A 24,398-nucleotide genomic window follows, 5' to 3' on the forward strand; every position below is an offset into this window, starting at 1 on the left:
TTCAACTCTTTCAAAGGTGTGTCGTGTCTGAGCACAAACTTCCTACAGTTCAGCCTGCGGGTTTTTGGCAAGGTGCTAAAGATAGTCAAGCCATTATCTTTACCTATCTTCCTGTTTCTTTTGCATTTGGGGTGTCCGCGACTCAATTTGGTTTCACTGCGTGGGAAGCCTTATTTTTATCATGCTCTATGTATGCAGGTGCCAGTCAGTTTCTCGTCGTTGCTTTACTTGGAAGTGGAACATCCATTTGGATGACTGCTCTTACTGTAATTGCCCTCGATATCCGCCATTTACTTTATGGCCCTGCCTTACAAAACCTGATTCAAGATCGACTTAACTTAAAGAAAACGGCAGTTTGGGCTTGGGGTTTAACCGACGAAGTTTTCGCATCAGGCATGATCAAACTGTCGCAACGTCGTCAAGAATGGTCAGAATCTTGGATGTTAGGACTCAGCTTATTTAGTTGGCTGTCTTGGGCAACAGGCTCATTTTTAGGCGGTTTATTTGCTGATCAAGTCAGCAACCTTCCACAATTTTTACAAGCCGCACTCGACTTTCTACTGCCTGCATTGTTTTTAAGCTTTTTACTTGCCGCATTTGAGAAAAAACATACATTTGTGGTCACGGTTACAATTATTGTTTCTGCGATTGCCTGCTACTTTATTGACTTGTCTGCCGCGATTTTTATCGGTATTTCTTCTGGTATTTTTGCCGGTTTATTCAAACATTATGTTTTAAAAAAACCTGATCCTGAGCATATGGGTGAAGCATCATGAATCTAGAAATTATCCTGGTCGGGATCTTGGTCGGAATTGCGAATTTTGCATCACGGTTTGGGCCATTTTTTGTAATTCAGAAATTTCAGCAAGGTTCACAGCAGCGTGGTTCTTTATGGCTCAAAATCGCTTTGGGCTCGATTGGTATCGCTGCAATTAGTTCAATGTTGGTGGTTGCAACCTTACCGCCTCTGCTTGAAACACCAAACAAAAGCTTTGCCATGTTGGTTGGATTTGCTGTGCTTGCAGGCTTGTATTTCAAGTTTAAAAAAATTGTACCTGCTACGCTCACTGCGGCCCTGACTTATGGCTTAGTCTATACCTATATACCTTTTCATCTCTAAAGCCGAGTCTGCGACAATCCAAATAAAAACTTCAAGCACAAGCTACTTTAGCCTGTGCTTTTTAATTAGCAATAATTATGAGATAGTCAGCGTATAACATAAAAAAATCTATATAAAACCAATAGATGGCAAAGTACCATGCTATTCAAGACAAAATTTATATTCATTCTAGACAACCATATGAATTGAGTTGGGGACTGCAAAAGCCCATCGAAGCGTAAATTTTTAATGCTTTATTCAAAGTCAGCTGTTCAGTGGTAATTTCTACGCTGTACATTGCCAACCTGCTGATCAGATCCGCGCCATTTATATCGAAAAAAATCAGCAAAAGACGATTGTGGGTTTATACAATGGCACACAGCAGATTCTGCATTTACACCCGCGTCGCCAGATGTTTCCGCACATATCTATGCCCCATCTGTTCAGTAATTTTCTGCAGCTGACCGGTTTTTTATTGATTTTTCTAATGTGTATTTTCAGCTTTAGTTCATGGCTCAATTCATCATTTCAGCTTCTGTCAGTGGCTGCAGACGTACTCTATTTCACTGCCGTTTTAGTTGGCTTGATATTGATTTTATGCATATGCGCCGCACTACTGCTCGGATTGCTGTACTGGCCCAACTTCCGCCAAACCACTGTGCAGCTTCGTGCGCTGCAATGTGCAAATTTGGATATTGAGCCATTCCGTGCATGTGTAAAAAATGTAGGCGTATTTAAAGTGAATTTAACTAAAAACAACTAATTACCACTTTTTAAAGATTTTAACAGATAAATAATTACACGAACGCTCCCCCATAAAGATATAAAAAAAATTGTTGGACAATATCATTTATTTATGTGAACACTCGCTTATCTCTCGAACAAGTTCTGCTATGCTTAAATTCCCATAAAATCAAGCATGGATGATTTACATGAGCGTCACTATTGGTACTCCACTTCAGTCTTCAGCGTATAAAGTCTTACTGTTAGGTTCTGGTGAACTCGGTAAGGAAGTTGTGATTTCATTGCAACGTTTGGGTGTAGAAGTTCATGCTGCCGATCGTTATGACCATGCTCCTGCCATGCAAGTTGCACATTTTTCTCATACTTTAAATATGGCAGATCCCGAGGCACTTAAAGCCTTAATTTCTCAAGTGAAGCCTCATTTGATTGTCCCTGAAATTGAAGCCATTGCGACTCAAGTTTTGGTCGAGATTGAAGAACAAAAGATTGCCACTGTCATTCCTTCTGCAAAAGCTGTCAACCTGACGATGAATCGTGAAGGGATTCGCCGTCTAGCTGCCGAAGAGCTTGGACTCCCGACTTCAGCCTACCGATTTGCCAATACCCTTGAAGCGTTCCGTGCAGCATGCGATGACATTGGCTATCCAAACTTTGTTAAACCTGTCATGTCGTCTTCGGGTAAAGGACAGTCACGTGTAAAAAGCTTTGATGAAGTCGATGCTGCTTGGGAATATGCACAAACAGGTGGACGTGTAAATCAAGGCACCGTGATCGTGGAATCACAAATTGACTTTGACTTTGAAATCACCCTGCTGACTGTTCGTGCTAAAAATGCAGAAACAGGTGAAATAGAAACATCATTTTGCGACCCAATTGGCCACCGCCAAGACTCTGGTGACTATGTTGAAAGTTGGCAGCCACAACTTATGACTGCTCTTGCATTAGAGGAAGCCAAGCGTATTGCCAATAAAGTAACCATTGCATTAGGTGGATGTGGCATTTTTGGGGTGGAACTGTTTGTCAAAGGCGATAAAGTATGGTTTAGTGAGGTATCACCTCGTCCACACGATACAGGCCTTGTCACTCTTGCATCGCAATTCCAAAGCGAATTCGAACTGCATGCACGTGCCATTCTTGGTCTGCCTGTGAATACTGCTCGACACAGTACTGCTGCGAGCGCAGTCATCTATGCAGGCGTGGATGATACCAATTTATCATTTACTGGCTTAAATCTTGCTTTGGCTAATCCAGACACCGATTTACGCCTCTTTGGTAAACCAGAAGGCTTTAAACGTCGCCGTATGGGCGTAGCAACAGCACGCGCTGAAACCACAGATCACGCGCGTGAACTTGCTCAACATGCTGCACAACAAGTCAGTGTTCAACAAAACTAAGTTTGTAACACCTTAACGGACCACTGTTCATGATCAATACGCTTCCTCTGCTGAATTACATTAAAAGTAACCACGACATTCAGGCGATTAACCAATGGCGCTCAGATGTTGAAAATCAGCTACAGGAATGCTTTGAAAATGGACAGTCGATTCGTGATGTGATTTTGGCTCGTTCGAATCTAATCGATGAAGCCTTAAAGTTCTTATGGACACATGCTGAACTCGACCAAACCGATCTCGGTTTATTTGCTGTCGGTGGCTATGGTCGCCGCGAAATGCTGCCTTACTCCGACGTCGATATCATGATTTTGTCTGAAGATGAAATCAGCCCAGAACAAGAAAAACTCATCTCCAGCTTTATTTCAACTCTTTGGGATGTTGGTAATTTCAAACCGGGCATCAGTGTGCGTACTATTAATGATTGTGTTGCTCAAGCCACCAATGATTTAACTGTAGCAACAGCTTTGATTGAAGCACGTTTGATTGTGGGCAATGAACACCTAGCCAAATGGCCACGCCGTATCGTGTCACAGACATGGACGGATAAAACCTTCTATGATGCCAAAATGCAAGAGCAAGCCAAACGCTATGCTCAACATAACAATACCGAAAGCAACTTAGAACCCGATATTAAAAATGCGCCCGGCGGTATCCGTGATATCAACCAAATCGGATGGATTGCTAAGCGTCATTTCCGTGTCAATCGCATCTATGACCTTGTACATTTGGGTTTTATTTCAGAGTTTGAACTTGGCGTTCTTGAAGAAACAGAAAGCTTTCTTTGGGAAATTCGTCATCATTTACATCGCTTAACCAAGCGCGACGAAAACCGATTATTGTTTGATTATCAACGTGACATTGCCGCTAAATTTGGCTATCAACGTGAAGAAGGTAAATCACCGAATTATCCAATCGAACAGTTCATGAAACGTTACTACCGTAGCGCTCAGCAAGTGACGACGTTAAATGAAATGCTCTTGGCTTATTTTAATGAATCTGTCATTACGCCACGCTTGCCTGACTATGAACGTAAAATTGAAGAGATCAATGCTAACTTCAAATTAGTCGATGGCAAATTAGCGGTACAGCATCATAAAATTTTCTCTGAAAATCCAAGTGCTATTCTAGAAATTTTCTACCTCTTGGCGAATCGTCCAGAAATTGAAGGGATTCGTGCCCGAACTTTACGTCTATTGTCACTTGCAGCAAAACGTATTGATCAAAACTTCCGTAACAATCCCGCACATCAAGCCTTATTTATGGCGATCATTCGCTCACCCTACCGTTTATACGACACCATGGTGGCGATGAAACGTTATGGCGTGCTCGGCAACTATATTCCTGCCTTTGGGCAAATCATGGGACTCATGCAATATGACTTGTTCCATATTTACACTGTCGATGCCCATACCCTATTACTACTACGTAATTTAAACCGTTTTAAAGAGCCTGAATTTACTAAGGACTTCCCTGTCGTTAGCTCCGTATTCCAACGACTGGCGCGCCGTGACATTGTTTATTTAGCGGCAATTTTCCATGATATCGCCAAGGGTCGCGGCGGTGACCACAGTGAACTTGGTGCAGCGGATGCAATTGCTTTTTGCCGTACCCATGGGTTTACTGAACGTGAATGCAACCTTGTCGCATGGTTGATTCAAAACCATCTATTGATGTCCGTTACTTCTCAGAAAAAAGATATTTCCGATCCAGATGTGGTGAAAGAATTTGCTGAGAAAATGGGCGATATGGAGCATCTCGACTATCTCTACACCTTGACAGTTGCTGATATCAACGCAACCAATCCGACACTTTGGAATACATGGCGTGCATCCCTCATGCGCCAACTGTATACACAAGCGCGTGATGTGATTCGTTCTGGTTTGGGTCGTCCTGTAGATTATCCAATGCTGATCGAAGACACTAAATTTGCGGCCAGTGAACTATTAGTCAACGATTTTTCGCTCTACGATGTAGAAACTGTTTGGCAAGAACTCGGTGATGAATATTTCCTGAAAGAATCTGCCGATGAAATCGCATGGCATACGCGCGCCATTTTAAAACATGGCAATAATGCAGAACCATTGGTGATGATGCGAGCACATCGCAAATTTGCACAAGATGCGGTACAGATCTTTATTTACACACAAGATCAGCCTAACTTGTTTGCAACAACAGTGGCAATTCTGGACAGAATGAATCTAGACGTTCAGGATGCCCGTATTATCACTGCATCCACTGCATTTAGTTTGGACACTTATGTTGTACTTGACCGTTTTGGCACCTTATTGACAGATCCAGAGCGTGAGCAAACCGTTATTGAAGCGCTCAAAAAAGCCTTAAGCCAATCTGACAAATACCCAGGCCTAATGCAGCGTCGTATTCCACGTCAACTGCGTCATTTTGATATTGAAAATACCGTGAGTATTTCTTTTAATGAAGCACTTCAACAAAATATGGTTGAAATTGCGACACTTGACCATCCAGGCTTACTTGCTAAAGTCGGTGGTTTATTTATGATGCAAGGCCTAGATATTCACTCTGCGAAAATTGCGACGCTCGGTGAACGTGCTGAAGATATTTTCTATGTCACTAAAAAAGATGGCTCACCTATGAGTGATTCAGAAGCGGAAACGTTTGCTGCACAGTTAAAGTCAGCACTCGATGAAGCTTCGAATCAGGTTTGTAGTCATCATTAACTTAAATTGATCGGTATCCATTCCATGAACTCCAGTTTGTCATTATTGCACCCTTATCCATTTGAAAAGCTAAATAAGCTATTTCAGGATGTGAAACCCGCAGATTTGCCTTTGATTCCCCTTTCAATTGGTGAGCCAAAGCATCCTGCACCGGAGTTTGTGAAACAGGCCATTATTGATAATTTTCAGCACTTATCCACTTACCCAAACAGCAAGGGTTTACCTGAGCTTCGCACAAGTATTGCAAATTGGTTAACCCGTCGCTTTAAACTGAATAGCATCAGTGCAGATACCAACGTCCTGCCTGTGTCAGGTACGCGTGAAGCGATCTTCTCGTTTGTACAAGCTTTGGTTAAACGTGAAGATGCCCCTTATGTGGTGATGCCAAATCCGTTCTACCAAATCTATGAAGGCGCAACTTTACTTGCGGGTGCAGAACCTTACTTCATCAACTGTACAGATGAAAATAACTACCTTGGCGACTTTGACGCTGTGCCAGCTGAAGTTTGGGAAAAAACCGCTTTATTGTTTGTCTGCACACCGGGTAATCCTACAGGTGCGGTGCTCTCTAAAGAACAGTTTAAAAAACTGATCGCTCTGTCTGACCAATATAATTTTGTGATTGCATCTGATGAATGCTACTCAGAGCTTTGGTTTGATGAAGCACCTGTTGGCCTACTTGAAGTCTGTGCTGAAATGGGCCGTGATGACTATAAAAACTGCGTGGTATTCCACTCACTGTCTAAGCGCTCTAACTTACCGGGTATGCGTTCTGGCTTTGTTGCAGGTGATGCAGCGCTTTTAAAACCTTATTTACAATACCGTACTTATCATGGCGCTGCGATGCCTGTTCAACACCAGTTGGGTTCAATTGCAGCTTGGGATGACGAAGCACACGTAGAAGAAAACCGCGTCCAGTACCGTGCAAAATTCGAATTATTCCAACGCGAGCTGGGTCACCTACTACCATTACAAAAACCTGATGCAGGGTTCTACTACTGGTTAAAAGTGGATAATGATGAAACTTTTGCAAAAATGCTGATGGAAAAAGCGCATGTGAAAGTATTACCAGGCCGTTATCTGTCACGTGATACAGCACAAGGTAATCCGGGTGAAAACCATGTCCGTTTAGCCCTTGTTGCAGATATTACCCAATGTGAAGAAGTGATTCGTCGCTTAAAAGCAGTGCTTTAATTGATTTAAAGTGTTCTGCTTAAAATAAATGCCCCCTGATTTGGGGCATTTTTATTTGTGTCATTTCTTAACAATCATTCAGAGCTAATCATCTAGCAATAATTACTTATAAACAATTATTGAGAAATCATTGAACACTATTAGAAATCAAATGTTGCACTCAATTTAAATGTTCGAGGTTCGTTCAGTGTTAAACGCTGTATGAAAAATAAGTATGGTCATAACGAATTGTTGTAAAGCGAAAAGATAAACAGCCACCTGAATGGTTTTAGCTAGTTGCAAAATAATATCTTTCATTATCAATTAGATGCACCAGTAATAACAGATCATTTATGGAACTTAAAATTTGCCTTATGCTATAAGCTTATTGAGGTGGATGAAGAGTAAATTCATGTTCAACGGTATAACTGAGATTTTTATCAACCATCGGAATAGGTTCAAGTCGTGCAACTAATAAGGATTTTTGTACTTTTTGATCAAAGTTTTTAGAGCCTGAACTTGCAATGAGTTTTGAGCCACCAATATAGCCTGTTGCAGCAATCACAGTGAGCTGTAGTTTGACAGGTTGCTTATATGTTTTCATCTCAGACGCAGACAGCACATATTGCGGTGCATTTACCCAAGAGACTTCATACATTTTCGGTTTTACATGTGGATCAATTACATCTGCAACACGCGTAGGTTGGTATTCTTTTATAGGTGTTTTTAATATTTGCAATAATGCGTTGACCCGAGCATCTGTAGTAAGGTCTAGATTGCTTGCAACAACAGACATTTTTGTAGGTTCAGATGCACTTGGATTGCTATCTGCCCAAGCTATCTCCACACATACAAGTAAAAAAAACGTTAAAACACAAATTCGACGTTTAACCATCTGCTTAAACAATGTTATGACCTTCAAATAAAGACACTTCAGTATAAAACATCCAAAAAAATAAAGACGCTTCCGCGCCTTTATATCAACCTCAGTTCGGCCAATAATTCACTTCATTTTGACTGAGCTAAAGCTTTTTCAATATCTTCATTCAATGTTTCAGGCTTGGTCGTGGGTGCATAGCGGTTAATAACTTGCCCATTTTTGCCAATTAAAAACTTGGTGAAGTTCCATTTAATACCATTACCCAATACGCCTTTCGAGTTATTGGTTAAATAACGGAAAATCACATGCGCTTCAGGGCCTTTTACATTCACTTTGGCAAACATCGGGAAAGATACGCCATAGTTTTTTTGACAAAACGCGCCAATTTGATCATTCGAACCCGGATCTTGTCCGCCAAATTGGTTGCATGGAAAACCTAAAACCTCAAAACCTTGATCTTTATATTGTTCGTAAATTTTCTCCAAACCAGCAAATTGAGGAGTAAACCCACATTTACTAGCGGTATTTACAATTAATAAAACCTTGCCTTCATAATCTGCAAAGGATTTATTACTTCCGTCCAGTAATTCTGCTTCAAACTGGTGAATGGTGGTCATGGATAAGTTTCCTCATCATTTTTTTCTTTTGTTTCTAATTCTAAGGATGCCGAATTAATACAATAACGTAATCCAGTCGGCTGTGGGCCATCAGTAAAAACATGCCCTAAATGTGCGTCACAATGATGACAAACAATTTCTGTTCTGACCATACCGTGTGTCGTATCTACATTTTCTTCTACTGCAGCAGGTTCAATCGGCTTATAAAAGCTCGGCCAACCACAACCGCTATCGTATTTTGTTTCAGAAGAAAAAAGCGGTTCCCCGCAACAACGACATACATACGTGCCAGCTTGTTTCGTATTCCAATATTTTCCAGTGAAAGCTTGCTCCGTGCCTTTCTGACGCGTTATGCGAAACTCTTCTGGCGACAATTCTCTTTGCCATTCTCTTTCTGTTTTATTGAGTTTTCCCATGATGACGTCCCTTTATATCGTGGTATTTAAAATAGGATAATCCTATATTTACGTCATTCAATCTTAAATTTCTAGTCTTTATTCAACAATTTACAAAATCTATATAATGACCCAAAAAGCAAAAAGTAAGCAAATATAAAATCGTGGTGAGCAAAATACAAAATTAAATGCTTTTTTGTGAGCACCTTTAGTGATAATCTTAGCGCTACTCTTGCTCAGGATTAAAAAATGTCGCAGAAAAAGAGCGTAATTTTTAAAAATCTGCTGCCCGTGATCAAACAATATCAACAGGCAGGGTTTACGCATGAAAAAATAGTTGCTTTACTCAGAGACGAACATCATCTCGATTTAGTAACGACCGAGACATTTAAAAGCTATTTATACCGTTATGCAAAAGTGACCTCCACTCTTTCCGAGAATATAAAAATGCCGAATACGTTTAACCCCCCCCGCGAAATTAAGAAATCGTCTAAGCTCGAGCATGTTTGCTACGACATTCGCGGACCTGTGTTACGAGCGGCCAATGAGATGGAAGAGGCTGGCCATAAAATTATTAAATTAAATATTGGTAACCCTGCTCCTTTTGGTTTTGAAGCACCTCAAGAAATTATTAACGACGTGGCACTCAACCTGCCTAATGCAATTGGTTATACCGACTCAAAAGGCATCTTCCCTGCGCGTAAAGCGATTTGTCAGTATTATCAACAAAAAGGCATCTTAAACATGCACGTGAATGACGTGTATGTTGGTAATGGCGTATCTGAACTGATCGTGATGGCAATGCAAGGCTTGCTCGACGATGGCGATGAAATGCTAGTGCCTATGCCGGATTATCCGCTTTGGACAGCGGCAGTTAACCTTTCTGGCGGTACTGCTATTCACTATAAATGTGATGAAGAAAATTTCTGGTATCCAGATATTGCCGACATGGAAAGTAAAATCACCCCGAATACTCGCGGTATTGTGGTGATTAACCCGAACAACCCAACAGGTGCGGTTTACCCACGTCATGTGCTTGAGCAAATTGTAGCTCTCGCAAAGAAATACGACTTAATTTTGTTTGCTGATGAAATTTACGACAAGATCGTTTATGACGGTATTGAACATGTTTCTGTTGCGTCATTGGCAGGTGATCAGTTGTGTATTTCTTTCAATGGCTTATCTAAAGCATATCGAATTGCCGGTTACCGTTCAGGCTGGATGGCAATTACAGGCGATAAATCACGTGCACTAGACTATATTGAAGGTTTAGACATGTTGGCGTCGATGCGTCTATGTGCCAACCATCAAGCGCAATATGCGATTCAAACGGCTTTAGGCGGTTATCAATCAATTAATGATCTCATCCGTCCGGGCGGCCGTTTATATGAACAACGTAACATTGCTTGGGAAATGTTGAATGATATTCCAGGTGTGTCTTGTGTGAAACCAGAGGGTGCTATGTACTGCTTCCCTAAACTGGACCCTGAAATTTACCCAATTCAAGACGATGAGAAATTCATGTTGGATTTCCTCCGTGCTGAAAAAGTGCTTTTGGTTCAAGGTACGGGCTTTAACTGGCCGACACCTGATCATTTCCGTGTGGTGTTCTTGCCTGCTGAAAATGAACTACGTGAAGCACTCACTCGTTTAGGTCGTTTCTTGGCGAAAATGCGTTAATTCATAAGTGCTTTAAAAATAAAAAACCGTACGCCATGTACGGTTTTTTATTACTGTATCTTTAAATTTGATTTCTTACTGTACGCACACCACAGCTATCTTTTTGAATAGTTAAGTTTTTAAGAATTAATTTTTAGCTTAGACCTTAGTCAAAACTTTAAGATCTGTTGATTTTTCTATAGCCTATTCATGTTATTTTTTAACCAATCATAACAATACATGAGTACAGGATGTTCTCTAACAAAATTAAACTGAGCCTATTTCTCTGTCTAAGCATGTGCCTAGGCATCGGGATATTACGTTTTTCCTATACCGCACTCCTCCCTTCAACCCGTGAAGCATTTGGTTGGAGCGCAAGTTTTGCCAGCATTTTAGGCAGTGCCAATTTGCTCGGCTACTTGATCGGTGCATTTTGGGCCATGAAATTACCCCAAAATAAAAGCATGGTGAATTATATCCAACTCGCAGCTATTGCAGGGACACTCAGTTTACTCAGTTGTGCATTTTCAGGTTTTTCAGAACTTTGGTATAGCACTTGGCGCGTTATTTCAGGGATCAGCGGCGGCTTACTAATGATCCTCTCCCCAAGTGTCGTGGCCCAATGTTCACAGCTTCAAGACCGCTTTAAAATCAACTTTATTGGTTTCAGTGGTATTGGCTTAGGGGTGTTAATGGCAACGCTATTTTTGCCTTACATCCAACAAATTTCGACAATGTGGGCTTGGTTGATTTTGTTTGCTTTTTCAAGCCTGATTTGTATGTTACTCAGCGTGCTTTTGAAGAGTTTTAAATCACAGCTCACAACACTCACCGCGATTCCTGCAGTAGAACATAAAGTCGATGGAATTTTCTATTGTCTCTTAATTGTGTATAGCACCAGTGCTTTTGCTTACGTGCCCCATTCATTATTTTGGATTGACTATTTAACTCACACCCTACACCTCAGCCCGATCGGGATCAATTTCAATTGGATTTTATATGGTCTGGGGAGTGCTTTAGGGGCATTTGCTGCTTACTGCCTAGCACAAAAACTGGGAAATATCAGCGCTCTTAAAATTTTATATAGCTGCTATGTCTTCGCGATTTTTATAGCGATCATTAATATCCATCCACTTTTTACTTTTTTATCTTCTTTTGCTACAGGCCTGCTCAATCCAGCAGTGGTTTTTCTTACCTCTTATACCATTTTGCAAATCTATGGTAGCGCCTATAAAAAGCTCTGGAGTATTGCAACCCTGTGCTTTGCATCTATTCAATTAATCGGTGGTATAAGCTTTAGTTTTTTACAGCGAATTGGTATTGATTATTCACAGCAATTTATTTTAGCCGCATGCGTACTCGGCATTGGAACACTACAGCTCTTTTGGTTCACTCGAACAGCAAAATTGAGCAAACATCTCGTATAGATAGATCACAAGACATTCAACTACATCACCAATCATGCATTTAATGAAAAGACCTATGTAAATAGGTCTTTTCATTTTGATAAATCGTGAATGGGCTAAGCTTTTTTCAGCTTTATCTTTAATTTTTTCAAAGCAAAATTACACTTTGAAATTTTGTTCAACCTCGCTTTAATTTCCTTTTTAAGTGATTTGGTTTTCTTAGACAAATTCATCTCCTTCTCGTCTACGTATAAAACTTAAATTTCGATCAATTAACAACCATTCGGCCAAATGAACTTTGATTCACAAAGTATTTCGCCTATTAACGATGTTGTTGACGCTGATTTCGTTGATGCGGCTGTTGTTTCTGTTTCTTTTGGTCTTGTTGCTGTTGCTGTTGCTGTTGCTGATCATTTTGCTGCTGTTGATCAGTTTGTTGGTTTTGTTGATGCTGTTTACGAGACATTTCATTTCTCCTTATCATCATAAGTGTCACAATGTACTGTTACTAGATGTACATCTACTAAAGGACAACAACCAATGTACCGCTAATTTTCATGGAACCAACCCGATAAATGTTTCGAATTACGTCATTGTAAAATTTCTGGAGAATAATTAATTTGAAATCAATCCCCCTCTATTTTCTGCATTACTTAAGTTCACTCGAATAGTGCGGTTTTAAACTTTTAGTAACATGACAAGCATGCCAGACCATCTGATTGATTGCGTGAAGTCACCTTTTGAGTGCTGTTTTTTGAATGGTATTGAGAAGCTATGATTCTGTGTTTTTAATGTTTAGTCCTAAAAAAGGACTGAATGATTCAATCCTTTTTACCTAGCCTTTTATGCATCTAGCTTTTTTACACCTAGATTAGCAAATAAAGTTAGTCCATATGCTCAATGATGGCTTGTCCAAACTCCGAACAACGCAAGAGTTTTGCACCTTGCATGAGTCGTTCAAAATCATAGGTCACTGTTTTGGCTTCAATCGCCCCCGCAATACCTTTAATAATTAGATCTGCCGCTTCAGTCCAGCCCATATTTCGCAGCATCATTTCTGCAGACAGAATAATAGACCCAGGGTTTACTTTATCTTGACCCGCATATTTAGGCGCTGTGCCATGTGTCGCTTCATATACTTGCACAGCGCCACCAATATTGGCACCCGGTGCAATACCAATACCGCCAACTTCGGCCGCCAAAGCATCTGAAATATAGTCACCGTTTAAATTTAGGGTAGCAATGACTGAATAATCGGTCGGACGCATCAGAATCTGCTGTAAAAAAGCGTCTGCGATCGCATCTTTAATCACGATCTCTTTGCCAGTTTTCGGATTTTTTATTTTGACCCAAGGACCTCCATCTAGCAATTCACCACCAAAGCGCTCAAGTGCGACTTCATAACCCCACTCTTTAAACGCACCTTCGGTATATTTCATGATATTGCCTTTATGCACCAAGGTGACATTCGGCTTATCGTTATCAATGGCGAATTGAATAGCTTTCCGAACCAAACGCTGAGAACCTTCTTTAGATACAGGCTTAATCCCGATACCGCAATTTTCCTCAAAACGAATCTTAGTAACACCCATTTCCTCTTTAAGAAATTTGATCATTTTCTTGGCTTCAGGCGAATCTGCTTTCCATTCAATCCCTGCGTAAATATCTTCTGAGTTCTCTCGAAAGATCACCATGTCTGTACGTTCAGGATGCTGAACAGGTGAAGGAACGCCCTTAAACCAACGTACTGGGCGCACACAGACGTAGAGATCTAATTCTTGACGTAGTGCAACATTTAGCGAACGAATGCCACCACCGACAGGCGTCGTTAACGGCCCTTTAATTGAAACCACAAATTCGCGTAAAGCCTCAAAGGTTTCTTCGGGCATATAGGTGCCATAAATTTTATTGGCTTTTTCACCACAATAAACTTCCATCCATTCTATGGCACGTTTTCCACCATAAGCTTTTTGTATTGCGGCATTCACCACAGTTTTCATCACGGGCGTGATATCAACACCAATACCATCGCCTTCAATAAATGGAATAATTGGATTATTGGGAACATTGAATGATAAGTCTGAATTTACTGTAATTTTTGTCCCATCCACTGGAACGACGATCTTCTGATAACCCATTTTTATGATCCTCCCTGAGAAGCGAGTGAAAAAATAATTGCTGTTTGATAAGACTTTTAATTGCGCTTCACGCATAATACTCTAAAGCAAATCTACCTTTTTTGAGATTTAGATGGGAAATAGCTGCATTTCCCTATTGAATAAATCTTAACCAATTTGAATTATTGTATTTAATAGAAGTTATTTCCTATGAAAATCGTCATCTTAAACAAGCCATATGACGTGCTCTCCCAATTCCGTAAAGACGAAGCGCATATGACCATATCTGACTTCGTGGACGATCCTAGTCTACGTATTGCAGGTCGTTTAGATATGGACTCCGAAGGTTTGGTATTTTTAACCGATCATGGTGGTTTAAATCAGTACATCACCAATCCTGAAAATAAAAAGTTCAAAACCTACTTAGTGCAAGTCGATGGCGACATCACAGAAGAAGCGCTTGAACAATTACGTAAAGGCGTTGAGCTAAAAGATGGTATGACTTTGCCAGCCAAAGCCATTAAAGTGCAACAGCCAGAATGGTTATGGGATCGTGATCCTCCTGTACGTTTCCGTGCAAACATTCCAACCTCTTGGGTTGAAATCCAAATTTGCGAAGGCCGTAACCGTCAAGTTCGTCGTATGACTTCAGCAGTAGGTTTCCCGACTTTACGTTTAATTCGTACACGTATTGGTGCCATCGATTTAGTTCAATTGGCTTTAGAACCAGGTGAAACCAAAGAAATTGAGCCTTTACTGTACCCTGACTTTCAAAATGTACCTGCAGAAGAACCTTACCGTTCGCGCTCTTATGTGAAAAAACCAGGCGGTACAGGTGGTAAGCCAATGGTTCGTAAGAATAAAGATGGCTCAGTGAAAAAGTCAGGTACAAAACGTATCTGGCAAATGGATGAGAGCGAAAAACCAAAACGGCGTACCAATGGCACAACTCGTCCGAATACTAAAGCCCCACGTGGCCGCGGTCGTAACGGACGTTGATAAAAAGCTTCAAAAAAGGCCTACATTTGATGTAGGCCTTTGCAATTTTATAAATTTAATAATGTTTAAGATTTAATTAATGTTTCGTTTCTAATATTAACGATAACGAGATAAATATTGATTAATTAAACATCAAAAATGAGCAGCACATCTACACACAATAGAAGCAAAGTATTAATTATTCATGACAACCGAATTGGACATTTAAATCCAGCAATTGCTGTCAGTGAAATGATTGAGAAGCGCTTCTATCTACAATCTGAGCAGTTTGCAATCCCCACTTTACCTAAACGTACAGTGAGTATTTTTAAGAAATTGTCTCATTTCCCAAATTTGTTTCGCACACTCGGGCGCTTATACTTTAAATTCTTGCCACGAAATTTAGAGCATACCGACGTTATTGTCTGTTCAGGTATGCCAAATTTAATATATGCCACATATTTATCTCAACGTTTCAATATCCCGCTTATTTATGCAGGCGGGACACGTAAATTTAATTGGCGACTTATTGATTGGACTATTACGACGATTCCAGAAGATCATTCTGGTAGACAAATCATTATTCCTACAGGTGCTGTACCTTCTAAAATTACTCGCTTAGCGCATATTCCGTCGAATCATGAAGCATGCCTGTTAATTGGTGGACCGACAAAAGAGTACCCTTTTACCCATCAAGACTTTGAAGAGATGATTCAGCAATTTGTTCAATTCGCAGATCACCATCAAATTCAGGCGTCAGTCGTATGTTCTCGTAGAACACCTGCGTTATCAGAACATGTGATTCAAATGTTAAAAGATAAAAATATTGAGCTTGTGAATACTTGTTCTAAAACTTCTATTTGCGATGTGTTAAAGCGAAGTGAATATATTTTTGTTACTGAAGATAGTGCAACGATGTTATCCGAATCAATCCAAACCGGTCGCATTGTTATTTCAGTTTGTCGTGAATATTCTGAAAAAGATGAAATTATTCAAAATTATTTAGATCTCGAATTAATACAACGTAAAACTATTGGGCAGATTACTGAAGCTGCATATATCAAGCCAAAATTAAATGCTCAACATATTGAACAAATCGTGACTCAACAACTTGCAGAAGATTTGAGGGCAAAATCTCAAGAACTGAGTTTTTATTAATGTCATGCAAAAAAAGCTGTTATCTATTAATTAAAAATTTTATTCGATAGAAATTAAAGCTCAAACTTTTAAAGTAATTTAATACGTTCAGTACATGAATGTTTTAATGACTATGGGCAAGAATAAATGCCGACAAGATACTAATCAATTAGAATTTCAACAATAAAACCCATACTAAGTATGGGTTTTACATGAAATTTAAATGTTTTTCAAATTAAGCCTTCAACCACTTCTCAGCTTTAGCCTGATCTTCCACTTTAAGTTCAACTTCAGTTAATTCTGAACCTGCCGCTTCTACTTCAAAGCTCATCAACTCATCACGGCGGAATGCCAGTACGGTATAAGTTCCATCTTGCTTGGCATATTTTTCTGCCAATTTAACGGTTGCTTTTAGACCATCAATTGCAATAATCACATCATTTGCAGACAAGCCAGTTTTTGCCGCCGCACCGTCACGGCGAGCAGACTGAACCAACACACCTTCAGGCTTATCAGCCAGTTTTAAACCAAATGGCAATGATTTGTCATTTTTGAGTGTATAGCTTAAGCCAAACTCAGGGAACAACTGATCTAACGGCAATTCATCTGTAGTATTAATCAAGTGATTGATTTGTTCTAACCAATCATCACCCGTTAATTCATTACATAAATTGAAAATAGTCCGTTCATTCACTTGAATGCCATTTTGCGCATTTGCATATAATTTACGCATTAGGGCATCAAGACTTGAACCACGTAGACGTAAGCCAAGATCTAAACATAGCGCCACGAGGCAGCCTTTGTTGTAGTAACTTGTACCTGCATTATTTGAGTTTTCATCCTGACGGTAGAATTTCACCCATGCATCAAAGCTTGATTCTGCAACGGTTTGAATTTCACGACCCGGATTTTGCAAATAGCGATCTATTTGTGCTTTTAAAAGCTTGATATAAGAATCCTGATTGATCACACCACTACGCAATAAAATCAAATCATCATAATACGATGTAAAACCTTCAAATATCCAAAGCAAAGAAGTGTAGCCTTCTTTGTTCAAATCATAATTCACAAAGTTTTCTGGACGGATAAATTTTACTAACCATGAATGGAAATATTCATGGCTGCATAAACCTAAGAAACGTTGATAATCTGCCGAAGGCTCTACAGGTTCATTGGCTTTTGGTAAATCATCACGCGGGCTAATTAAACTCGTACTGTTTGGATGTTCCAAACCACCATAGCTATTCGCCGTTGCCATGGTCATAAAGGTATAGTCTTTAAATGGTGCTGAACCAAACATGGAAATTTCTGTCGAACAAATTTTTTCAATGTCTTGCTGCATACGCTGCGCGTTCATGGCATGTTTGCCCGAAACCACAAATTCGTGTGGAATGCCGTTGGCTTCAAAACTGAAACGGGTTTGTTCCGCCAATTCAAACGGTGCATCAATTAACTGAGCATAGTTATCAGCATACAAGGTATAACGACCTTTCACTAAACTTTTTGACTTCAATCCAGTCGCAAGTTGGAAATGTTTTAACTCTGGTGGCAAGAATACTTCAATCTCAATAGCTGTATGTTCTTGGTCAACTAAACCTAAACATGCGCAAGCTGGATTGACGTATAAACGGCTTTGATCAACATAAGCACCACGGACCGACAAATCGAAGGCATATACATCATATTCAACCGTGATCAACTCATGATCTGTATTGAATAAGCGCCATTTATTTTTTTCAAATTTCTCAATTTGTAACAAACGCCCATCTTCATCATAAGCTCGAACAGCTTCGATATGCTTCGAAAATTCTCGGATTAAGTAACTTCCGGGAATCCAAGTTGGTAAAGAAAGCACCTGTGTTGGATTTGCCAAGAAACGTGCAGTGACATGGACTAGATGCTGACGATAATCGTCAAATTCGATTTGATAATGCAACATAATGGGCGATATAAAATTAGTAAAAGATAACTTATCAATTAGATTAACATTTTTTACAACTGAATGCGGAACTGTCGCAATTGTCTACAATTATGACTAGTCAGCAGAAAAAAAAAGGCATAGCATGCCTAAAAATTTTTTCGTTTTACCACCAACGGAATGGTTGGTTAAGGAACCTCATTGAAACACGTGATCTACCTCATCGCGCTGCTTAGTTTTCTATGCTCCACGATAGCAAATGCTGCCCTTTTAAATATTGTCCCTGAAACCGTGGAAGCTGAAGCTTGGACCATTTTAGACCCTCAGTCGGGTCAGGTGATTGCAGAACATAATAGCCATGTTCAGCGTGCCCCTGCTTCACTTACCAAAATGATGGTGGCTTATATTGCTTTAAAGGAAATTAAAGCAGGTCATTTAAAGAAAAATGAAATCCTAACCGCAACCCCAGTTGTACAAGTGGTTCAATGGGATGAATCACAAATGTATCTCAAAGCAGGCGAACAAATTTCAGTTGATCAGCTTTTGGCAGGTCTTGTGGTCATGTCTGCCAATGATGCCGCTGTGACTTTAGCTGAACGCATTTCTGGTGATATTCCAAAATTTATTGAACGCATGAACAAAGAAGCTAAAGCTTTGGGCATGAATGATACCAATTTTCAAAATCCAGCCGGTATTACCATGCCAGAACATTATTCATCGGCGGCTGACCTTGCACGTTTAGGGCAAGCACTGGTGACTGAAACACCTGACTATTTGTATTATTCAAAACAACAAAGTTTTAGTTATAATCACCGTTTCCACCATGCAACTAATATTTTACTCAAACAAGATCCCACCGTTGATGGCTTAAAAACAGGTTTTACTAAAGCTGCAGGTTATAATTTAGCTTTAACAGCTAACCGTTTGATCGCGAATCCCGACGCGCCAGAACGTCGTTTGATTGTTGTGGTATTAGGGGCAAAAAGTGGATTAAAACGTGCAGAAGTAGCACACAACCTCATGAACTTGGCTTATACCTATACACGTAATGAAGTTGCAATCAAAGATAAGCAATTAATTGCAGAATTACCTGTGGTTAAATCAACCTTGAAAATGTTTAAGGTGGAAACTCAACAACCTAAACTGATTACAACTTCACTTTATGATCAAGCTTATGCCATCGATTTAAAAGCTTTTGACCCTACACAGCAACGTATTCTTTTAAATACTGGCAATGGTCAAATTCAAGCCATTGAACCACTTCATGAAACACAGACTAAACTGAGTGTTGAAGTAAATGAAAAAGAACTCACTGCGCCATTGGCTGAAGTGATGAAATTAGCCACCGTTACGGTTTATCAAAATAATCAGCTGATCAATACCTTTGATATCGAAGATGACGTGCAAATTGAAGAAGCCAATATTTTTGAGCGTTTCATGATGTGGATTAAAGGTCTTTTTAGCATCTTTAATACTGATTCAGCAGAAGTTAAAACCTACCCTTTAGGTCAATGATGTGATTATGTAACTTGTAAGACAATTCGTTATTCGTGAAAAAAAGAAGATGGCATACTCGTGCCATCTTCTTTTTTTCAACAATAATAAAATAGGGAATTCAATGAATAACGCTGATGACTCCAAGTTACACCATATTGTCATTGTCGGTGGTGGTGCCGGTGGTTTAGAACTGGTCACTCAACTCGGTGATTTACTCGGGAAAAAAAAGAAAGCACGCATTACCCTCGTAGATATGAAACTCACGCATGTCTGGAAACCCCTTTTACATGAAATTGCCGCAGGGACTATGTCGGTTAGTGAAGAAGAAATTAACTACTATGCACATGCTGCGAAGCATCATTATGAGTTTGTCTTGGCTAAGTTTGAGAATGTTCATCCTACTGAAAAAACCATTCAGCTTAGCAAAGTCCAACAAGGTAAATATGAATCTACTCAAGAACAACTGCAACTGAGTTATGACACCCTTGTTCTTGCTTTAGGCTCAGTTTCCAACGATTTCAACACGCCGGGCGTGTATGAACATTGTCACTATTTGGACAGCCTGCAACAAGCTGAAATCTTCCAACAAGATCTCTTACAGTTGTATTTGGATGCACAAAATAGTAATACAGCACGTGAGTTGAAAATTGCCATTATTGGCGCAGGTGCAACGGGTGTTGAACTTTCAGCAGAATTGGTTGAAGCAAAAAATAATTTTTATAAATATGGTTTAAATCAAATTCATCCTCAAAGCGTACAGATCAATTTGATTGAAGGTGCTGATCGGATTCTGCCTGCACTCCCTGAAAAAATGGCCGAGCATGCACAGCAGCAATTACAACGCATGAAAATTGAGGTCTTAACCTCTAAACGTGTGGAAAAAGTCGATGCTGAACATGTTTATTTTAATGATGGAAGCAAAATTAAAGCCGAACTAAAAGTTTGGGCGGCAGGCATTAAAACACCAGAAGTAATTTCTAAACTTGAAGGCTTTGAAAAAGACCACATGGGGCGTTTAAGTGTGTATGCAACACTACAAACCAAAGCACACCCTGACATTTTCGCGTTTGGTGATTGTGCTCATTGCCAACCGCGCGCAGATGAACCCGTCCTCGGCCCACGCGCTCAAGTGGCCAGCCAACAAGCGTCTTTTCTTGTGGATTGCTTAAAAGCACGTATCCGTGGTCAGCAACTCCCAATGTTCGTATTTTCAGACAAAGGCTCTCTAGTCTCATTAAGCAAGCATAAAGCGGTTGGTGAACTTTTAGGTCAGGTCAATGTTCAAGGCTTTGTTGCCAAATCAATGTATGTTTCATTGTATCGAATGCATCAAGCCACAATTTACGGCTACGCACATGCAGGACTATTAACGGCTAAAGATTTTGTTACACGAAAAATTGCGCCTAAAATTAAATTGCATTGAAATTTACAGATTTGCCCCGATTAATGAAAAAAGCATCATAAGCATTTAAAAATTGCATTTTTTTGATAAATTTAGTCTACAAAAGTGCAATTTCACTTTATGATGTAACCCTTAAAAAATTGAATGGATCAATAACATGACTGCTATTGCAAATAACTCTGTGGTTTCTTTCCACTACACATTGACTAATGCAGAGGGTGAAACTCTCGACCAATCTCAAGGTGAGCCACTAGCATATTTGCACGGCGCTGGTAACATCATTCCAGGTCTTGAAAAAGCTCTTTTAGGCAAAACAGTTGGTGAAAAATTCACTGTAACTGTACCTGCTGCTGAAGGTTATGGCGAATACAATCCTGATCTAGTTCAAGAAGTTCCTGCTCAAATGTTCCAAGGCGTGGACAACATCCAACCAGGTATGCAATTCCAAGCTCAAACTGATGACGGCGTTCAAATCGTGACAGTTAAAGCGGTTGAAGGCGACAACGTTGTTGTTGATGCGAACTTTCCACTTGCTGGTCAAGATTTAACTTTCGAAGTTGAAATCGTTGAAATCCGTGAGGCTTCTGCTGAAGAACTTGAACACGGTCACGTACACGGTGCAGGCGGTCACCACCACTAAGATCTTCTGATCTCTAGTGCAAAAAGGCAAAGTTTTTACTTTGCCTTTTTTATTGCGCCTGATATAGGTATGCCATATAAGAACTTTTCAAACTATTAAATACAAAAAAGCAGGCCACGGCCTGCTTTTTAAAACGGATAATTAATTCTTATGAATTAACGACGTTGGTTATAAATCTGCTGCGCTGCAGGTAGATTTTTACGCATCGCTTCAATACGTTGTGAGTTTGATGGATGCGTAGACAGGAATGATGAACCTCCCGCACCTTCAAGCTTGTTCATTTTTTCCCAAAGTGTAATCGCCGCTTGTGGGTTATAACCTGCACGTGCCATTAACATTAAACCACCTTGGTCAGCACGGCTTTCCAGAGAACGTGAATACGGTAACCCTATACCGATTTGACTACCTAACTGCGCAGCAGCAGTGCCCAATTGACCGACATTATTGCCTGCGGCACTTAAACCAATATTCAGCGCAAGATCCGTTAAGGCTTGAGCACCCAATTTACTTTTTGCATGCTCTTCAAGAGCATGGACCATTTCATGTCCCATAACTGCTGCAATTTCTGCATCGGTTAAATTCAGTTTATTGACGATACCTGTATAAAATACAACTTTACCGCCTGGAGCGACAAAAGCATTGACTTGATCAGATTTCATAACCGCCAATTGCCATTGGAACGCTTGACCCGTTTGGTTCATTTGGTCTGCATAAGGACGCAGTTTTTGGAATACAGTATTAATGCGCTTATATGTACTCGAAGAGGTATCGAGCTGATTTTTAGAACGCGCATCTGTCACCATTTTGTTATAACTTTGTGTTGCTTGCGCGTTCAATGTAGCAGTATCCGCTCCTGCCATATCTGCCACTGTCGCACAGCCCGAAATCGTCATTACACCGGCCATACACAGGCTCGTTAGAATTATTTTTTTCATTAAGGATACTCCAGACCATTAAAATATAAGTGAATTTATGGATATTATATTCTTATGGTTTGGAGCTTAAAACGAAGTTATAGCGACTTATAATAGTATTTATGTAATTTTTTTAAGCTGAAAATTGAAGAACCAACCAATAGATTAAACAAACCACATTCAAGCCCAAATACACATGCATTAATGGCTTAATTTTTTCTTCTAACTGCACATTTTTTCGCTTAAAAAATAGGACAGCATTTTGTATCAAAACTATGGGTACAAGAATACAGGCAATAATCACCGACAACCCAATCAGGGCTTGATAAATTAATTGTGGATCTTGAGTTTGGGCACGAATGATCATCATAGCAATAGTGGGTGCTCCCCCCATCGCAAATAATAAAGAATAAAAAATGGTGGTCGAAATATTCTTTTGCATCCTGCACTTCTCTTCCTAATTCAAATTGCATTTTAGCAACTCACCACAAAGTGTATAGCGTACTAAAATGCAACTTTAGTCTTGAAAACCGCAGATATTAACGACGTACACTCGATGGTGTCGCATTTTTATAATATTGCTGCGCTTCCGGCATCATTTTTTGCATAGCAGCAATACGGTCATTATTGCTTGGGTGTGTAGACATAAATTTGCTCAGTGCGTCGTTGCCACTGTTATCATTCGCATTCATTTTTTTCCACAATGAAATCGCCGCTTCTGGATTGTATCCAGCCTTTGCCATCATCACTAGGCCACCTTTATCCGCGCGACTTTCCAAATTACGTGAATACGGCAAGCCCACACCAAATTGACTCCCCAAGTCAAGCAAGGTTGCACCATAGCCACCTGCTGCATTACCTACGTATTGTGAACCTATACTCACTGCAAGATTGGTCAGTGCTGAAGCGCCAATTTTATTTTTTGCATGTTCTTCTAAAGCATGAACCATTTCGTGACCCATGATTGCTGCGACTTCATCATCCGTGAGTTTGAGGGTTTCGACGATTCCTGTATAGAAAACAACTTTGCCACCGGGTGCGACATAGGCATTGATTTCTTTAGACTTGATCACGGCAACTTTCCACTCAAAAGCTTGACCCGTTTGATTCATCTGATCTGCAAATGGTTTCATTTTCCAGAAAACACGGTTTACTTTTTGATAAGTAGCAGATTTGGTATCGAGCACTTGTTTGGTTTGTGCATCTTTTAACATTGCGTTATAAGACTGTGTTGCCTGTAAGTTCAAAGATGCAGAATCAGCGCCTGCAAGATCAGCAATCGTGGTACAACCTGAAAAAGAAGCTGCTACGGCAAAGTATGCCAAAGTTTTTTTATAATTCATCATGATCTCTAGTTATTTATAAAGAGTGTCAAATATATACAAAAAATTGACTGACTCAATATTTTTATGCTTAATTTTTCAAAATCTTTATTTTTCCATGATTTAAATTTAATAACTGATGTTACGCCCATAAAAATACTTTCACATTTTTTTAATACTTTTAAGTATATTCGACGGAGTCTTACATCTAGGGTTTAAATAAAGGGATTATCCTTCAACTGGAGGTACTTTTGTTTTGGCAAAAGTACCCAAAACCATTGTCATCCGCAAAACTCGTTCACTAGTGTCAAATTATTCACAGTATTGCAAAAACATTTTTTGATTAAAAGTTGTCCTGTCTCAAACACTTGCGGATGACCTTACCACGTATCGTTCTTTTCTTTGAATCA

The 24,398-nt window shown here is 39.8% G+C and carries 22 protein-coding genes; 13 read left to right on the forward strand and 9 right to left on the reverse strand.

Annotation, left to right across the window (positions count from 1 at the left end; translation table 11 throughout):
- Window positions 1-23 precede the first annotated feature (23 nt).
- The 6 genes from G0029_RS10455 (at window position 24) to dapC (ending at window position 7,127) form a co-directional block, all read left to right on the forward strand.
- Window positions 24-776, forward strand: a complete 753-nt coding sequence (locus G0029_RS10455) for an AzlC family ABC transporter permease (protein ID WP_078194362.1) — start codon at window positions 24-26, stop codon at window positions 774-776.
- Window positions 773-1,120: an L-valine transporter subunit YgaH gene (gene ygaH, locus G0029_RS10460; protein WP_078189050.1), complete on the forward strand. Its 348-nt coding sequence runs from the start codon at window positions 773-775 to the stop codon at window positions 1,118-1,120. Before G0029_RS10455 ends, ygaH begins: the two co-directional genes overlap by 4 nt.
- 466 nt (window positions 1,121-1,586) lie before the next feature.
- The gene (locus G0029_RS10465; RefSeq protein ID WP_180088523.1) at window positions 1,587-1,862 is read left to right on the forward strand and encodes a hypothetical protein; all 276 of its coding nucleotides are present in this window, start codon (window positions 1,587-1,589) and stop codon (window positions 1,860-1,862) included.
- 160 nt (window positions 1,863-2,022) lie between these two features.
- Complete coding sequence (purT, locus tag G0029_RS10470; protein ID WP_180041578.1) at window positions 2,023-3,237, forward strand: formate-dependent phosphoribosylglycinamide formyltransferase; 1,215 nt, start codon at window positions 2,023-2,025, stop codon at window positions 3,235-3,237.
- Between the two features lie 29 nt (window positions 3,238-3,266).
- The gene (glnD, locus tag G0029_RS10475; RefSeq protein ID WP_180109823.1) at window positions 3,267-5,933 is read left to right on the forward strand and encodes a [protein-PII] uridylyltransferase; all 2,667 of its coding nucleotides are present in this window, start codon (window positions 3,267-3,269) and stop codon (window positions 5,931-5,933) included.
- 24 nt (window positions 5,934-5,957) lie between these two features.
- On the forward strand, window positions 5,958-7,127 hold the full coding sequence (dapC, locus tag G0029_RS10480) for a succinyldiaminopimelate transaminase (RefSeq protein ID WP_180109822.1): 1,170 nt from the start codon (window positions 5,958-5,960) through the stop codon (window positions 7,125-7,127).
- A 364-nt stretch (window positions 7,128-7,491) separates the two neighbouring features.
- Here the strand turns inward: dapC and G0029_RS10485 are convergent, their stop codons facing one another.
- The 3 genes from G0029_RS10485 to msrB all read right to left on the reverse strand — a co-directional run bounded on the left by G0029_RS10485 (window position 7,492) and on the right by msrB (window position 9,019).
- Window positions 7,492-8,013 (reverse strand): energy transducer TonB, encoded by a 522-nt coding sequence (locus G0029_RS10485; RefSeq protein ID WP_194087867.1) that lies wholly within the window; start codon window positions 8,011-8,013, stop codon window positions 7,492-7,494.
- 101 nt (window positions 8,014-8,114) lie between these two features.
- The gene (locus tag G0029_RS10490; protein WP_111885907.1) at window positions 8,115-8,603 is read right to left on the reverse strand and encodes a glutathione peroxidase; all 489 of its coding nucleotides are present in this window, start codon (window positions 8,601-8,603) and stop codon (window positions 8,115-8,117) included.
- The gene (msrB, locus tag G0029_RS10495; protein ID WP_078194371.1) at window positions 8,600-9,019 is read right to left on the reverse strand and encodes a peptide-methionine (R)-S-oxide reductase MsrB; all 420 of its coding nucleotides are present in this window, start codon (window positions 9,017-9,019) and stop codon (window positions 8,600-8,602) included. Before msrB ends, G0029_RS10490 begins: the two co-directional genes overlap by 4 nt.
- A 228-nt stretch (window positions 9,020-9,247) precedes the next feature.
- Between msrB and G0029_RS10500 the strand changes: the two genes are divergently transcribed.
- Window positions 9,248-10,678, forward strand: coding sequence for a pyridoxal phosphate-dependent aminotransferase (locus G0029_RS10500; protein WP_180109821.1), 1,431 nt, complete (start codon window positions 9,248-9,250; stop codon window positions 10,676-10,678).
- A 230-nt stretch (window positions 10,679-10,908) separates the two neighbouring features.
- Window positions 10,909-12,084 (forward strand): YbfB/YjiJ family MFS transporter, encoded by a 1,176-nt coding sequence (locus tag G0029_RS10505; RefSeq protein ID WP_180109820.1) that lies wholly within the window; start codon window positions 10,909-10,911, stop codon window positions 12,082-12,084.
- Window positions 12,085-12,385: 301 nt separating this feature from the next.
- Here the strand turns inward: G0029_RS10505 and G0029_RS10510 are convergent, their stop codons facing one another.
- Window positions 12,386-12,529 carry a hypothetical protein gene (locus G0029_RS10510; protein ID WP_180109819.1) on the reverse strand — a complete coding sequence of 48 codons (144 nt, stop codon included), beginning with the start codon at window positions 12,527-12,529 and terminating at the stop codon, window positions 12,386-12,388.
- A gap of 418 nt (window positions 12,530-12,947) precedes the next feature.
- Entirely contained in the window at window positions 12,948-14,201 is a 1,254-nt protein-coding gene (gene icd, locus G0029_RS10515; protein ID WP_180109818.1) for an NADP-dependent isocitrate dehydrogenase, read from the reverse strand.
- A 189-nt stretch (window positions 14,202-14,390) separates the two neighbouring features.
- Here icd and G0029_RS10520 point away from each other — a divergent pair, with 189 nt between their 5' ends.
- Window positions 14,391-15,179: an rRNA large subunit pseudouridine synthase E gene (locus G0029_RS10520; protein ID WP_180020878.1), complete on the forward strand. Its 789-nt coding sequence runs from the start codon at window positions 14,391-14,393 to the stop codon at window positions 15,177-15,179.
- 138 nt (window positions 15,180-15,317) lie between these two features.
- Window positions 15,318-16,316 (forward strand): ELM1/GtrOC1 family putative glycosyltransferase, encoded by a 999-nt coding sequence (locus G0029_RS10525; RefSeq protein WP_180109817.1) that lies wholly within the window; start codon window positions 15,318-15,320, stop codon window positions 16,314-16,316.
- Window positions 16,317-16,530: 214 nt separating this feature from the next.
- On the opposite strand, the gene G0029_RS10530 is transcribed toward G0029_RS10525, so the two are convergent.
- The gene (locus G0029_RS10530; RefSeq protein ID WP_180107982.1) at window positions 16,531-18,234 is read right to left on the reverse strand and encodes a M61 family metallopeptidase; all 1,704 of its coding nucleotides are present in this window, start codon (window positions 18,232-18,234) and stop codon (window positions 16,531-16,533) included.
- A gap of 180 nt (window positions 18,235-18,414) precedes the next feature.
- On the opposite strand from G0029_RS10530, the gene G0029_RS10535 reads away from it, so the two are divergent.
- From G0029_RS10535 to G0029_RS10545, 3 genes are all read left to right on the forward strand, one after another.
- A complete protein-coding gene (locus G0029_RS10535; protein ID WP_180107981.1) occupies window positions 18,415-19,728 on the forward strand; it encodes a D-alanyl-D-alanine carboxypeptidase PBP6B in 1,314 nt (437 codons plus the stop codon).
- Window positions 19,729-19,831: 103 nt separating this feature from the next.
- Entirely contained in the window at window positions 19,832-21,133 is a 1,302-nt protein-coding gene (locus tag G0029_RS10540) for an NAD(P)/FAD-dependent oxidoreductase (RefSeq protein ID WP_180107980.1), read from the forward strand.
- Between the two features lie 136 nt (window positions 21,134-21,269).
- Window positions 21,270-21,752: an FKBP-type peptidyl-prolyl cis-trans isomerase gene (locus G0029_RS10545; protein ID WP_078194383.1), complete on the forward strand. Its 483-nt coding sequence runs from the start codon at window positions 21,270-21,272 to the stop codon at window positions 21,750-21,752.
- A 155-nt stretch (window positions 21,753-21,907) separates the two neighbouring features.
- Here the strand turns inward: G0029_RS10545 and G0029_RS10550 are convergent, their stop codons facing one another.
- The 3 genes from G0029_RS10550 to G0029_RS10560 all read right to left on the reverse strand — a co-directional run bounded on the left by G0029_RS10550 (window position 21,908) and on the right by G0029_RS10560 (window position 24,009).
- Window positions 21,908-22,687 (reverse strand): M48 family metallopeptidase, encoded by a 780-nt coding sequence (locus G0029_RS10550; RefSeq protein WP_078194384.1) that lies wholly within the window; start codon window positions 22,685-22,687, stop codon window positions 21,908-21,910.
- Window positions 22,688-22,799: 112 nt separating this feature from the next.
- Window positions 22,800-23,108, reverse strand: coding sequence for a hypothetical protein (locus G0029_RS10555; RefSeq protein WP_078194385.1), 309 nt, complete (start codon window positions 23,106-23,108; stop codon window positions 22,800-22,802).
- A 97-nt stretch (window positions 23,109-23,205) separates the two neighbouring features.
- Complete coding sequence (locus G0029_RS10560; protein ID WP_180107979.1) at window positions 23,206-24,009, reverse strand: M48 family metallopeptidase; 804 nt, start codon at window positions 24,007-24,009, stop codon at window positions 23,206-23,208.
- Window positions 24,010-24,398: the final 389 nt, after the last annotated feature.

The sequence above is a fragment of the Acinetobacter sp. YH12138 genome, assembly GCF_015218525.1.
Taxonomy (GTDB): domain Bacteria; phylum Pseudomonadota; class Gammaproteobacteria; order Pseudomonadales; family Moraxellaceae; genus Acinetobacter; species Acinetobacter amyesii.

Coding starts and splice junctions, on each gene's coding strand:
- G0029_RS10550 (WP_078194384.1), bottom strand. CDS start 22,687: ATGAAAAAAATAATTCTAACGAGCCTGTGTATGGCCGGTGTAATGACG.
- icd (WP_180109818.1), bottom strand. CDS start 14,201: ATGGGTTATCAGAAGATCGTCGTTCCAGTGGATGGGACAAAAATTACA.
- glnD (WP_180109823.1), top strand. CDS start 3,267: ATGATCAATACGCTTCCTCTGCTGAATTACATTAAAAGTAACCACGAC.
- G0029_RS10520 (WP_180020878.1), top strand. CDS start 14,391: ATGAAAATCGTCATCTTAAACAAGCCATATGACGTGCTCTCCCAATTC.
- G0029_RS10545 (WP_078194383.1), top strand. CDS start 21,270: ATGACTGCTATTGCAAATAACTCTGTGGTTTCTTTCCACTACACATTG.
- G0029_RS10530 (WP_180107982.1), bottom strand. CDS start 18,234: ATGTTGCATTATCAAATCGAATTTGACGATTATCGTCAGCATCTAGTC.
- G0029_RS10465 (WP_180088523.1), top strand. CDS start 1,587: ATGTGTATTTTCAGCTTTAGTTCATGGCTCAATTCATCATTTCAGCTT.
- dapC (WP_180109822.1), top strand. CDS start 5,958: ATGAACTCCAGTTTGTCATTATTGCACCCTTATCCATTTGAAAAGCTA.
- G0029_RS10500 (WP_180109821.1), top strand. CDS start 9,248: ATGTCGCAGAAAAAGAGCGTAATTTTTAAAAATCTGCTGCCCGTGATC.
- msrB (WP_078194371.1), bottom strand. CDS start 9,019: ATGGGAAAACTCAATAAAACAGAAAGAGAATGGCAAAGAGAATTGTCG.
- ygaH (WP_078189050.1), top strand. CDS start 773: ATGAATCTAGAAATTATCCTGGTCGGGATCTTGGTCGGAATTGCGAAT.
- purT (WP_180041578.1), top strand. CDS start 2,023: ATGATTTACATGAGCGTCACTATTGGTACTCCACTTCAGTCTTCAGCG.
- G0029_RS10540 (WP_180107980.1), top strand. CDS start 19,832: ATGAATAACGCTGATGACTCCAAGTTACACCATATTGTCATTGTCGGT.
- G0029_RS10525 (WP_180109817.1), top strand. CDS start 15,318: ATGAGCAGCACATCTACACACAATAGAAGCAAAGTATTAATTATTCAT.
- G0029_RS10505 (WP_180109820.1), top strand. CDS start 10,909: ATGTTCTCTAACAAAATTAAACTGAGCCTATTTCTCTGTCTAAGCATG.
- G0029_RS10490 (WP_111885907.1), bottom strand. CDS start 8,603: ATGACCACCATTCACCAGTTTGAAGCAGAATTACTGGACGGAAGTAAT.
- G0029_RS10510 (WP_180109819.1), bottom strand. CDS start 12,529: ATGTCTCGTAAACAGCATCAACAAAACCAACAAACTGATCAACAGCAG.
- G0029_RS10560 (WP_180107979.1), bottom strand. CDS start 24,009: ATGAATTATAAAAAAACTTTGGCATACTTTGCCGTAGCAGCTTCTTTT.
- G0029_RS10555 (WP_078194385.1), bottom strand. CDS start 23,108: ATGCAAAAGAATATTTCGACCACCATTTTTTATTCTTTATTATTTGCG.